Source organism: Rhizobium sp. TBD182 (genome assembly GCF_001950375.1).
Lineage (GTDB): Bacteria > Pseudomonadota > Alphaproteobacteria > Rhizobiales > Rhizobiaceae > Agrobacterium > Agrobacterium tumefaciens.
In genome coordinates this window covers 49,174-61,527 of record NZ_BDLN01000010.1, presented here as the reverse complement: position 1 = coordinate 61,527, position 12,354 = coordinate 49,174, and the positions used below count along the sequence as shown (strand labels likewise).

Genomic DNA, 12,354 nt, shown 5'->3' with positions numbered 1-12,354 from the left:
AGCGCCTTTTTTGTATGGGAGGCGACCGTGAATGAGGCGCGGCACCTTGACGGCAACCGCATTGCAGAGGAGATCTGCACCAAAAAACTCCGTGGGAACACATGCCATTTTTTCTCGTGACGCAGACATCGCTGGTCGAAGCTCAAGACGAGCAGGAGGCCGCCCAAACGGGCGTCGACGGCCTCCGCTCCGGAGGACAAGTCACTGTCGCGGTTAAATCGGATGAGACAACAATCACGCACGTCGTGGTCGCTGCAAAGGTCGAACAGCCGCTCCCGGTCTTGCCCTCCGAAGCCATCAATGCATCGGCTTCCGCCGTTGCCATCCCTGAAACTGCTTCTGCCGTACCGGAAAGCAGGAAGGTGATCTTGAAGCGCATACTCGCCGATGGTCTGGCCCTTCTGGGGCGCCGAAAGTAGTCCCCTCGCATTACGATTGCCGCCGGCACTCTATTGTTTTCGAGTTTCGGCTCGAATTTGTAAGTGAGGATTGAAAAGGAAAAGCAGGTAGGATGAACCCGTCGCAGATCGGTCCTCCTGCCGACGCTTTCGCTCAACCGCCGCCTGCGCGATCCCGGCCGCTTGTCCTTAGCAGGGCCCGGTCGCCCCGCTCGTCCCGCGCAGCAGGGATGCTCGGCCGCAGTTGCGGCAGTCCGGCCGCTCGGCGGTCCGGGAGGTGTCTTCGAGAAAAGATGAAGACAGGAAGGGCTGGCAAGGCGCTGGCCCGGAACCCTATCGAGAAGGACAAATCCCATGCAGATCATGAAGGTTGACCCACGTGCACTGAAGGAAAATCCCGACCGGATGCGCCAGTCGAAATCCTCGCCGCAGGCCGATGCGTTGATGCTGGCAACGATCAAGGCCGTTGGCATCGTCCAGCCGCCGGTGGTTGCCCCCGAAACCGATGGCGGAAACGGCTATATCATCGACGCTGGGCATCGCCGCGTGCGATTGGCCATCGCCGCCGGGCTTGAAGAGATCGAAATTCTGGTCGCCGATGCAGCCAACGACAATGGCGCCATGCGCTCGATGGTCGAGAACTCGGTTCGCGAGCCACTCAACCCGGTCGACCAGTGGCGCGGCATCGAGCGTCTCGTTGCTCTCGGCTGGACCGAGGAAGCGATTGCGGTCGCCCTCGCGCTTCCTGTCCGCCAGATCCGCAAGCTGCGGCTGCTCGCCAATGTCCTTCCCGCGATGCTTGAGCAGATGGCGCTGGGCGACATGCCGTCCGAGCCGCAGCTGCGGATCATCGCCGCCGCCGGTCAAGTCGAGCAGAAAGAGGTCTGGAAAGCACACAAGCCGAAGAAGGGCGACACCGCTCCGTGGTGGCAGATCGCCAATGCGGTGACCAAGAAGCGCATGTTTGCCCGGGATGCGAGCTTTGGTGACGATCTGGCACAGGCCTATGGTATCGAGTGGGTCGAAGACCTCTTCGCGCCAGCCGATCAGGACGGGCGCTATACCACCAATGTCGAAGGCTTTCTCGGCGCCCAGCATAAGTGGATGACCGGAAACCTTCCCAAGCGCGGTGCCATCGTCGAGGTCAACAGCTGGGGCCAGCCGGAGCTGCCGAAGAAGGCGGCCCAAGTCTACGGCAAGCACTCGAAGTCCGACTACACCGCGCTCTACCTCGATCGCGACGGCAAGGTGCAGACAGTGCATTACCGCATGCCCGAGGCGGCCAAGTCGAAGGGCGCCGCTGGAGACGGCTCCACGGCGGACAGCAACGATGGCGACGCGATTGCCTCGCCGAAGCCTCGGCCCGACGTGACCCAGAAGGGCCATGACATGATCGGGGATTTTCGCACCGATGCCCTGCATGATGCGCTCGGCCGGACGCCGATCGAGGATGATATGCTGATGGCGCTGCTAGTTCTGGCCTTTGCCGGGCAGAACGTCCGCGTCGACTCCGGTGCAGATGGGACGTTTTATTCCGGCAAGCGCTTCTCGCGCCATGCGGTCGCTCTGTTCGATGAGCATGGAAAGCTTGCCTTTGACCAGGACACGCTGCGGATCGCCATTCGCTCCGTGCTGATCGATGTCTTCTCGTGCCGCCGCGGTATGTCGAACAGCGGTATGGTCTCGCGCATCGCCGGCGAGGCTATCGGAGCCGATCAATTCCTGCCGAACATGGGTTCGGAGGAGTTCCTCCTGTGCTTGTCCCGCCAGGCACTGGAAGCATCGTGCGCCGAGGCATCGGTACAGCCTCGGCCCAAGGTTCGTGAAACTCGTGCAGCGCTCGTCGAGCATTTCGAAAACGAGCACTTCGTCCATGCTTCGGCACGCTTCGCCCCGCCAGCTGACGAGTTGCTCGACTGGATCCGGGCGAGCTCAGCTACGGATATTCTCGGCGCGGCCGCGCAAGACGATGGTGGCGATCATGTTGACGACCCAGCCGAGGATCAGGAAGGGTACTTCGACGGGGCTGCGGATCAGGACGATCTGCAGGCTGCAGGTCTTTCTGACCACGAAGAGGACGACGCCGGCTTCGATCAGAGGGACGCAGCGTGACCGCCGTCTCCCAGTCGAACATGACAGCGCCCACCCCCGATTTTTCGGGGGTGGAGTTTGCCACCGGTGCGGACAGTTTATCCGTCGACAGGCCGTCCTCCTTCATCGGCTGGCGAAGCCCGGGGGATGGGCCATGATCAACAACCGCGCTTCGAAACCGCTGGCAAAAGCAATCGTCGCCCGGCGAGAGATCCAGCGGCATCTGGAATGTCCGACCCGGCAAATTAGAGCGCGCGCGGGAAGGCAGGCGACGACGGTGAAAGCTCGGAGCCAAGCGAGTCGCCGATTGGGTCCTGGTACTTGCCATCATGAGCGCGTCGACCGCCTCACCTTCGAGCGTTAGGTCGGACTGGACACGATCGACTGCAGGCTAGCGATGCAAGAGCGGGTGGTCAGTGAACTGCAGCATCGCGACAAGCGACCTCTGCATCATCCGGCGACATAGGGACGTCCGGAAACGGAGATGTTGGCGCTGAACTTGCCGGGCTTCGATGTCATCGCCGTGGCAGGCTCGACCATGGATCCTTCCCGTTGCTTGGGATTGGCATCGGACCCGTGCCGGACTGCCCTTCTTGTTCGCTGCGGTCTGAACCGGCGGCCGGGCGTTTCAAGGCCGCTGTCGCGCCGCGGGGCGGCCGACCCAGCCTCCCGGCGCGAGGGCAGGCTCGCCGTCTGCTCAGGTCAAAACCTGCTTGCCCGCAAACCTGCCCTGCTGGCTCAGCCGGATCGGACCTGTGAAGCCGCCCGTCCTTTGCCGGTTCTGGTCGTCCGCGTCGAAGGGCAGACCGGCACGGGCCGGAACCGCTTCGACAGCCAATGAAGGAACAGACATGGCCAAGCCAGCAACTCATAACCGCTCCAACGCACGGAACTCACAACTCCGCAAAGGAGCAACCCTCGAAATGGTGCGCCTCACATGCCCCGATGCGGCCCAGGCGCTTAAGATCGCCGAAAGCTTTGGCACCACGGTCGTCGACAGCGATGGCATCCGCAGCCTGCATGAGCGGCTGATCGTCGAAACCGCCGACAGCCTCTCCGAGGGCTTGGGCGAGCGGGCCATGCAGATCCATCTGCAGCGCATCGTCGGGGCCTTCGTCGGATCGGCGCATGGCGCCGGGCAGTTCTACTCGCGCGCCGTCACCGAGGCGCGCGACGCAACGGCCAAGGCATCCAACGATGCCCGCGACGAGGATCTCGACGGTCCGGTCGGCTATGACAGCGCCGCACAACGTAAGCGGGAATTCGCGGCTGACATGGGTATCCAGTCCCATGCGCTACGCATGGCAGCCGAGGGCGCGGTGGCGGCTTACGAACAGGTCGTCGGCGAGAGCTGGAAACCATTCGACCGGCCGGTCGAAAACCCGGGCGCATCGCTCGACCGCAAAGCGGCCGAAGTTCAGATGGCTGCATTCGGATAACTCATTTGGCGGGGTCGCACCCCGCCTTCTTTTCCCGGTCCAAGGCCGGTGCTTACAGCGCCGGCCTTTTCTCATGCCGAAAAGGAAAACTGGAGACGCGCCTATCGCGGCCCGTCCCGCTCGGCGGTCCTGCAGGAGCCGGGCGCCCATGCAACGGCTTTGCCGTCCTCCACGCTGTTGCGGCCGTTCCGGTGCATGGCCACACCATCGGCCCCTGATTTCGGACCTCTGTGACGGACCGCGATAGGCGCTGTCCTAATGGAGAAAGAAGTCATGAGCAGGAAAACGGATTCCAACCGCGTCGACATCTATGCGCGGATCACCGATCGGATTGTCGAGGATCTCGAACAAGGCGTGCGTCCCTGGATGAAGCCGTGGAGCGCCGCCAACACCAATGGTCTCATAAGCCGGCCGGTGCGCCACAACGGCCTTCCTTACTCGGGCATGAACGTGCTGCTCCTATGGTCGGAGCAGATGTCGCGCGGCTTCGCCTCGCCGATGTGGATGACCTTCAAGCAGGCGCTCGAACTGGGCGGGGCCGTGCGCAAGGGCGAGATCGGCTCGACCGTTGTCTTCGCCAGCCGTTTCACCAAGTCCGAAGCCGACGGAAACGGCAACGAAGTCGATCGGGAGATCCCGTTCCTGAAGGCGTATTCGGTGTTCAACGTGGAGCAGATCGAGGGTTTGCCCGATGGCTACTATGCGCCGCCGACCAAGGTTCTTGATCCGATCGACCGGATCAAGAGTGCCGATCGCTTTTTCCGCAATACCGGCGCAGTCATCCGGCACGGCGGCAATCAGGCCTACTATTCGCCGGTCATGGACTATATCCAGATGCCGCCCTTCGAGGCGTTTCGCGATGCTGCCGGGTACGCGGCCGTCCTCAGTCATGAGGCGACGCACTGGACAGCGGCAGCGCATCGCGTCGGACGTGACCTGTCCCGCTATGCCAAGGACCGGACAGAGCGGGCGCGCGAAGAACTCATTGCCGAGCTCGGCAGTTGTTTCCTCTGCGCCGATCTCGGCATCGCGCCGGAGCTTGAGCCGAGGCCGGATCATGCATCGTATCTGCAGTCGTGGCTCTCGGTGCTGCCCAACGACAAGCGGGCAATTTTCCAAGCGGCCGCCCATGCGCAGCGGGCAGTGAGCTTTCTGCATTCCTTACAGCCGGAAGCGGATTTGATGGATGCGGCCTAATGCTCAAGCGCGGTCGCCACCACCGGTGGTGGCCGCGTGATCCATATCACGCTGGTCCCAATCCAATTGTTGTTGAGGACCTCGTACAGTGTCAGTATCCAGCCTTCCCCAGATCGATGGTTTTGGAGCGTCGGGTTTGGGTTTACGGGACGGTTTGCGTTCGACGATGAACGGCTTGGTCTGCTGACACATTGGTTCTCCAGGCTACTGTTCGCAGCTGCAACGATATCGCACGAGGCGTCTTGGACAAGCCGGCCGATGTCTACGGGAAGGTCGTTTCCCCAATTGAAGCAGGCAACGACGGCGGTGCAAGTGGGGCAGGGTCTAGGCTACCATTCCTGACCGAGGCAAATGCGGCGGGGCGCCACTGCCATATCCCTTCCCGTCGGAGTTTCCGGCAACCCATCTGCGAGCTCGATGAGGCATGTCTGACCGGAGACCGGCTGCGCCTCGATCGTTTTCCCGCAACGGCCACGACCACTTTTCTTACCCCTGTCGGCTGCGCCGCCATTCCTCTCCCACTAACAAAAGTGGCAGTTGCCGCCCTCCATTTCATTCCGGCCTTATCAGGTGCGGTCCGATCGTCACCGGTCTTTGCGACAGCCATCGAGACCGCGATGGGCGCGGCCCGAACACGAGAAAAGGAATACGACAATGGCAACCATCGGCACCTTCACCTCCACCGAAAACGGCTTCACCGGCTCCATCCGCACTCTCGCCCTCAACGTCAAGGCCCGCATTGCCCGGGTCGAGAACCCCTCCGACAAGGGCCCGCAGTTCCGCGTCTACGCGGGGAGCGTCGAACTGGGCGCCGCCTGGCAGAAGACCTCCGGTGAGGGCCGCGACTACCTCTCGGTCAAGCTCGACGATCCGAGCTTCCCGGCTCCGATCTACGCAACGCTCGCCGAAGTCGAAGGCGAAGACGGCCTCCAGCTTATCTGGTCCCGCCCGAACCGGGATTGATTGACATCATGAGGCTCCGCCACCGGCGGGGCCTCTCCCACCTGGTAATCAAAGCCGGATCAGGCATCGAGCAAAACCTCCAAAGGATCGAGAAGGTTCTGTCCGATATCGACGTCACCAAACGACAGTTTATTATCGAATACGGTCGCGTCCCCTGGTCGGGGCCGCGGATCTCTTCTTTCTGCCGTCCCACTTTACGGCTCCTCAGCCCGCCTCAGGGACGAGTGTATGCCAAACGTCGAATGCTCCTGGTTATCGTGGCCGATATGATGTTAGCCAGTGTGTGCGAGAGATCGCCGACCATCAATGACGGGCTGCCGAAGCGGTGACCCGGTATCCGCGCCTTCGCTTCCAGCGGAGAAGATCCAGGATGGTAGTGACCGCATCTTGCTCTCTGACAAAATGCTGGACCTTCATCTGGCCGTGCGCTCCGATCCGGCCCCAACGGCGTGTGAGGCAGATCTCGCCGAACAGATTTAACTCGATCGTCATGGCATAGAAACGAGCCATGTTGTGGGCTTCGTCGGTACGTTCGATATAGAGTTGGTAGGGCTGAATGAGCATGGCCGCATACTCGCCCGCCCGCCAATTTTCGTCCAACGAGAGATATGAATCGATTGTCTCTGACCGATTCATTTTTGTGAAGTTCGAACCCGGAAATTTCTAGGCGGTCCGCCTGCGGCATTTAGCTCTGTTCGCCGGGGCGAACGAAGCCTCCGGTCTTCGCCTATCCGGGTCACGATCTTCCCGCGAATGCCAGGCACCATCAGCGCAAACGAACGTCGATCAATATCCGAGGAAGCCGAGGACATCGCCGCAATAGAACTCTCCGTAGTCGTCGGGAAGGCCAATGAGGTCCCCACTTTCCTTGTCGGTCAGCGCGCCGTCGCAGTCGCGAACCTCGGCTTCGACCCCATGCTTTCGGCACTCTTCAATCGCTTCGGCTGCCGTCACCTGTGCTTCGCATGCTTCCCAATACCTCATCGTCCGATCCTCAATCTATCTCATAACGGATTGTCAGTGCCGGAAGAGTTCTTGTGAAACCGGTTCTCTCCGACACAGGCCTTCATGTCCTCGCGGCGGAACCAGACGGCGCGTCCGCATCGAAGGGGTGCGTTGCCCGAGGTGAAGACGATCTGTTCGTCGGCGCGCATGCGCAGCACCTCATGCGGAAGGATCAACGGTCGGCGGTTGAGTTGCTTCGACCGCGACCTCGACGATCCCTTCATTCCGGACGAGCGATTGGTCTGGTCGACCTCGACCGTGGTGTCACCGCATCGTTTGGAGATGTAGTCTGCGGTATCAGGATCGTTGATCGCCGCGAACGAAATCCACGACGCGGATTCGAACCACTTGCTCGTCGCATCACGTCGGCCATAGGCCTCGCGCATCTGGCCCAGCGACTGAAAGATCATCGTCAGCGTGATGCCGTATTTGCGGCCCGCATCGCGGGCGGTTTCGAGGATGCGCAGATAGCCGAGACGAGCCACCTCGTCGAGTAGGAAGAGTGTGCGATCCTTTACGTCGCCTTTGCGGTTATAGATCGCGTTCAGCAGCGAGCCGATGACGACGCGCGCGAAGCCCGGATGGGCTTCCAGCACTTTCAGATCGAGCGCGATGAAGATGTCCGTCCCGCCGTTTGCGAGATCGTCGGTCGAGAAACTGTCGCCGGAGACCAGACCGGCATAGTTGGGATAGGACAGCCAGTGTGTTTCCTTGACTGCATTGGCATAGACACCGAAAAATGTCTCCGGCGTCATGTTGACGAAGACGGAGACATTCTCCTTCACGAAATCCGAATCCGACCCTTCATAGATCTTCGTCAAACGTGCTCGAAGCTTCGGCTCGGGTTCGGACAGATTGGCGCGAACCTGGCGCAGCGTCTGGTCTTTTTCGTCGGTATGGCCGGACAGACAAACGTCGGCGATGAGTGCGGTCAGAAGCTGCATGGCCGAGGCCCGAAAGAAATCGTCACGGGCAGATGCCGTGCGCGCATTGTCGGTCATGATCCACGTCGCAACGGCGACGATATCCTCTTCCTTGGTATTGCCATGACGACCGATCCAGTCGAGCGCATTGAAGCCGACACCAGACGCGGTTGGATCAAGCACGATTACCTTGCGGCCGGCCTGACGCCGATGTTCGGAAACCATCGGCGCGACCTCGCTCGACGGATCCAGCACAACGAGACCGCCGCCCCATTTGAGCGCGGTCGGGATCGTCACCGAGGTCGTCTTGAAGCCACCGGATCCGGCAAAGACGATGCCATGCGACGATCCGAAGGAACCATCAAAGCAGAGCAGCGGCGACCTGCCGCCGGCACCCCAGCTTTGCGGTTCATCAGCGCGAAACTGCATGGTGGCAATACTATCGCGATCGACGCGGTATCGCTCGCCGATGACGATGCCACCGTGTTCAGGAAACAGTTTCGCAGCCTCCTGCATCTTCATCCAGTCGGCCTCGCCGTGGACCGCACGCCTGCCACCGATGCGCTTTGGTGCCGCCGTTGCGAAGGCGGCACTGCCCATGATCGAAACCCGCAAAGCGAAGACGCTTCCAAGGAAAGCGATGCCGGCGCCAATCAACGTTGCCGGATCGGCATAGGCGAGAACCGATTGTCCGGCTGGCACATTGCCGGCAATACCAGCCAAGCGAATGGCCTCGCGTGCAACGGCGATGATGATGACCACAGCACTTCCAACCAGCACGCTCAGACCGGCAGCCTTGATATTCGTCGAGCCATTGGCGGCGAACAGCGCAACAACGCCGATCGCGGTTGCCGCGACGTAGGGCAGGGCGAGCCCCGCGCGGCCCAGCACCAGCTTCGCCGGTGCTGTTGTTCCGAGCGCCGCCAGCCGATGTTCCAAGCCTGAAGTCAGGATCATCACCGCGATCATGATTGCCGCGGGCAGGATTGCCAGAAGCAGCCTATTCGCCGTCATTGCCGAAGGCCTCCGCGCCAATCGCCATCAGTCGAGCCTTCTCCGTCTCGTCGCCCTTGATCCGCCTGCCGGCGTCGATCAGCAGGCCGAGCAGCAAAGAACGCTTCTCGTAGCGTAGTCCCGCCTTGACGATCAGGCCGCCGAGTTCGATTTTTTCGCGCGTGTCCTTTTTGCGCGCATCTGATGTCATCGCCTTGGCCATCCGCTCAAGCCTCACCAGGGCCGCCCGCGTCCGCGCCAGGTGACTGCGTCGCGGACGTCCCGCTTGCGGTTCGGCCATCTCCGGGATCCTTCTTCCCGGTCGCAACGCCTTTGCCTCCGCGAAACCGTTTGGCGACGTCCTCGAAGGCAGCCTGAAGCTCTGCCTCGTCAATCTCGATTTCCCCGAGACCGCCCTTCAGCGCGATGCGGCCGATGCGTTCGGCCTCACGGGTCTCGGCCTGCTTCAGTTGATCCTGCAATCTTGCGATCTCTTCCCTGATCTTCGATGAAGGTTTCTTCATTCCGGTTGCTCCTTTGAAGTCTGGGCGTTGCACTTGCGACGCCCAGATTCTTCCGGATGTGCCTGAATTGAAACCTGCAGATCTGCAGATCGCCAAGGGCGATACTTTTGTGAATGATCCCGCCGTTCCGAAGGAATGGCTCCAAGGGCGCAATTATACGTCGTGATACGACGCGTTGCTTCTCGGCCCGGTGAGACCGGGCTCTACTGCCACTCCCGACGAACTTGGTTCTAACCGGGAGCGCTCTTCGCCGTGGCCATCGCCCATTTCTCAGCCAGCATCGTCAGCCGCGGCTCGGGCCGCAGCGTGGTGCTGTCTGCGGCCTACCGGCACTGCGCGAAGATGGAATTCGAGCGCGAGGCCCGCACCATTGACTACACCCGCAAACAAGGCTTGCTGCATGAAGAGTTCGTACTCCCTGCAAATGCCCCCGAATGGGCTCGCAGCCTCATCGCCGACCGCTCTGTCTCGGGCGCTGTCGAAGCCTTCTGGAACAAGGTCGAAACCTTCGAGAAGCGTGCCGATGCGCAGCTTGCCCGTGACCTGACGATTGCCTTGCCCCTGGAACTTTCGGCCGAGCAGAACATCGCCCTGGTCCGGGATTTTGTCGAGAATCACATCCTGGCGAAAGGTATGGTCGCCGATTGGGTTTATCACGAAAATCCCGGCAATCCGCATATCCATCTGATGACCACGTTGCGGCCGCTTTCTGATGAGAGCTTCGGGTCGAAGAAGGTTGCCGTCATCGGCGAGGACGGCCAGCCGGTACGCACGAAGTCCGGGAAGATCCTATACGAACTCTGGGCCGGTTCGACCGATGACTTCAACGTGTTGCGCGACGGATGGTTCGAGCGGTTGAACCATCATCTCGCGCTCGGCGGCATCGATCTCAAGATCGACGGCCGTTCCTATGAGAAGCAGGGTATCAACCTTGAGCCCACCATTCACCTTGGCGTTGGGGCCAAGGCGATCGAGCGCAAGGCGGAGCAAAGGGGTGTTCGCCCGGAACTGGAACGGGTCGAGCTGAACGAGCAACGACGCTCGGAAAACACCCGCCGTATTCTGAACAATCCAGCCATCGTGCTCGACTTGATCACGCGAGAGAAGAGCGTCTTCGACGAACGCGATGTAGCCAAGGTCCTGCATCGCTACATTGACGACCCCGCGCTCTTCCAGCAATTGATGTTAAAGATCATCCTGAACCCGGACGTGTTGCGGCTGCAGCGCGAGACGATCGATTTCTCCACCGGAGAAAAGCTGCCGGCGCGCTATGCGACGCGGGCGATGATCCGGCTGGAAGCGACGATGGCGCGGCAGGCAACATGGCTGTCGAACCGGGAGGGAAGGGGCGTTTCCCCCACCGCTCTCGACGCCACCTTGCGGCGCCATAAGCGGCTGTCCGACGAGCAGAAAACGGCAATCGAGCACGTTGCAGGACCTGCCCGTATCGCCGCGGTCGTCGGACGTGCCGGGGCCGGCAAGACCACGATGATGAAGGCAGCCCGTGAAGCCTGGGAATTGGCTGGATATCATGTGGTCGGTGGTGCGCTTGCAGGCAAAGCGGCCGAAGGATTGGAAAAGGAAGCGGGGATCCAGAGCCGGACGCTTGCGTCATGGGAGCTGCGCTGGAAACGCGGCCGTGACCTTCTGGACGACAAGACGATCTTCATCATGGACGAGGCCGGCATGGTCGCCTCGAAACAAATGGAGGCCTTCGTCGATGCGGCGGTTCGGGCAGGTGCGAAGATCGTGCTGGTCGGCGATCCCGAACAGCTTCAGCCGATCGAGGCGGGCGCTGCTTTCCGCGCCATTGTCGATCGCATTGGTTACGCCGAACTCGAAACCATCTATCGCCAGCGCGAGGAATGGATGCGCAAGGCGTCGCTCGATCTCGCGCGCGGCAATGTCGAAAACGCATTGAGTGCCTATCGTGCCAACGTCAGGATTACGGGCGAGCGCCTGAAGGCCGAAGCTGTCGAGCGTCTGATCGCCGACTGGAACCACGACTACGATCAGACGAAGACGATTCTGATCCTTGCCCATCTGCGCCGCGATGTTCGCATGCTCAATGTCATGGCCCGCGAAAAGCTGGTCGAACGCGGCATGGTAGGTGAAGGTCATCTGTTCCGGACCGCCGACGGCGAACGCCGTTTCGACGCTGGCGACCAGATTGTCTTCCTGAAGAACGAGAGATCGCTCGGCGTCAAGAATGGCATGATCGGTCATGTCGTAGAGGCCGCAGCAAACCGCATCGTCGCAACGGTGGGCGAGGGGGATCGGCGGCGCCAGGTGATCGTCGAACAGCGGTTCTACAACAATCTCGATCACGGCTACGCCACGACGATCCACAAGTCTCAAGGAGCGACCGTCGATAGGGTCAAGGTGCTCGCTTCCCTGTCTCTGGATCGGCATCTGACCTATGTGGCGATGACCCGCCATCGTGAGGATCTGCAACTCTATTACGGAACGCGGTCCTTCTCCTTCAATGGCGGCCTGGCCAAGGTTCTCTCCCGAAGACAAGCCAAGGAGACGACGCTCGATTACGAGCATGGGCAGTTCTATCGCGAGGCGCTGCGCTTCGCCGAGACTCGTGGCCTGCACGTCGTCCAGGTCGCACGCACGATGGTACGCGATCGGCTCGACTGGACGCTCCGCCAGAAAGCCAAACTTGTCGATCTCAGCCGGCGTCTTGCTGCCTTCGCCGCGCACCTCGGCATCACCCAATCCCCGAAAACCCAAACGATGAAGGAGACCGCACCGATGGTCGCAGGCATCAAGACATTCTCCGGCTCGGTTTCCGATATCGTCGGTGACAGGCTCG

General features: G+C 61.2%; 12 protein-coding genes. 6 read left to right on the top strand and 6 right to left on the bottom strand.

All coding sequences use genetic code 11. From position 1 onward, the window contains the following. Positions 1–101: 101 nt before the first annotated feature. Both T18_RS22690 and T18_RS22685 read left to right on the top strand, forming a co-directional pair. On the top strand, positions 102–419 hold the full coding sequence (locus T18_RS22690; RefSeq protein ID WP_038496906.1) for a hypothetical protein: 318 nt from the start codon (positions 102–104) through the stop codon (positions 417–419). A gap of 333 nt (positions 420–752) precedes the next feature. Further along, positions 753–2,510, top strand: a complete 1,758-nt coding sequence (locus tag T18_RS22685) for a ParB/RepB/Spo0J family partition protein (RefSeq protein ID WP_038496903.1) — start codon at positions 753–755, stop codon at positions 2,508–2,510. 676 nt (positions 2,511–3,186) lie between these two features. On the opposite strand, the gene T18_RS27030 is transcribed toward T18_RS22685, so the two are convergent. Next, complete coding sequence (locus tag T18_RS27030) at positions 3,187–3,342, bottom strand: hypothetical protein (RefSeq protein WP_158319045.1); 156 nt, start codon at positions 3,340–3,342, stop codon at positions 3,187–3,189. Between T18_RS27030 and T18_RS22675 the strand changes: the two genes are divergently transcribed. The 3 genes from T18_RS22675 (at position 3,341) to T18_RS22660 (ending at position 6,088) form a co-directional block, all read left to right on the top strand. Next, positions 3,341–3,928 (top strand): hypothetical protein, encoded by a 588-nt coding sequence (locus T18_RS22675; RefSeq protein ID WP_038496897.1) that lies wholly within the window; start codon positions 3,341–3,343, stop codon positions 3,926–3,928. The genes T18_RS27030 and T18_RS22675 overlap by 2 nt on opposite strands. A gap of 273 nt (positions 3,929–4,201) precedes the next feature. Next, positions 4,202–5,125 (top strand): ArdC family protein, encoded by a 924-nt coding sequence (locus tag T18_RS22670; RefSeq protein WP_038496894.1) that lies wholly within the window; start codon positions 4,202–4,204, stop codon positions 5,123–5,125. A 654-nt stretch (positions 5,126–5,779) separates the two neighbouring features. After that, positions 5,780–6,088, top strand: a complete 309-nt coding sequence (locus T18_RS22660) for a DUF736 domain-containing protein (RefSeq protein WP_003585013.1) — start codon at positions 5,780–5,782, stop codon at positions 6,086–6,088. Positions 6,089–6,391: 303 nt separating this feature from the next. On the opposite strand, the gene T18_RS22655 is transcribed toward T18_RS22660, so the two are convergent. The 5 genes from T18_RS22655 to traC form a co-directional block, all read right to left on the bottom strand. After that, complete coding sequence (locus T18_RS22655) at positions 6,392–6,652, bottom strand: WGR domain-containing protein (RefSeq protein ID WP_038496888.1); 261 nt, start codon at positions 6,650–6,652, stop codon at positions 6,392–6,394. A gap of 222 nt (positions 6,653–6,874) precedes the next feature. Next, positions 6,875–7,072 carry a hypothetical protein gene (locus T18_RS22650; protein WP_038496885.1) on the bottom strand — a complete coding sequence of 66 codons (198 nt, stop codon included), beginning with the start codon at positions 7,070–7,072 and terminating at the stop codon, positions 6,875–6,877. A gap of 20 nt (positions 7,073–7,092) precedes the next feature. Further along, the gene (traG, locus tag T18_RS22645) at positions 7,093–9,030 is read right to left on the bottom strand and encodes a Ti-type conjugative transfer system protein TraG (protein WP_038496882.1); all 1,938 of its coding nucleotides are present in this window, start codon (positions 9,028–9,030) and stop codon (positions 7,093–7,095) included. Continuing rightward, positions 9,017–9,232 carry a type IV conjugative transfer system coupling protein TraD gene (gene traD, locus T18_RS22640; RefSeq protein WP_038496879.1) on the bottom strand — a complete coding sequence of 72 codons (216 nt, stop codon included), beginning with the start codon at positions 9,230–9,232 and terminating at the stop codon, positions 9,017–9,019. Before traD ends, traG begins: the two co-directional genes overlap by 14 nt. A 4-nt stretch (positions 9,233–9,236) precedes the next feature. Continuing rightward, positions 9,237–9,533 (bottom strand): conjugal transfer protein TraC, encoded by a 297-nt coding sequence (traC, locus tag T18_RS22635; RefSeq protein ID WP_038496876.1) that lies wholly within the window; start codon positions 9,531–9,533, stop codon positions 9,237–9,239. 252 nt (positions 9,534–9,785) lie between these two features. Here traC and traA point away from each other — a divergent pair. Next, positions 9,786–12,354, top strand: a 2,569-nt coding sequence (traA, locus tag T18_RS22630) for a Ti-type conjugative transfer relaxase TraA (RefSeq protein WP_414896159.1), incomplete at its 3' end; no start/stop codon positions are given.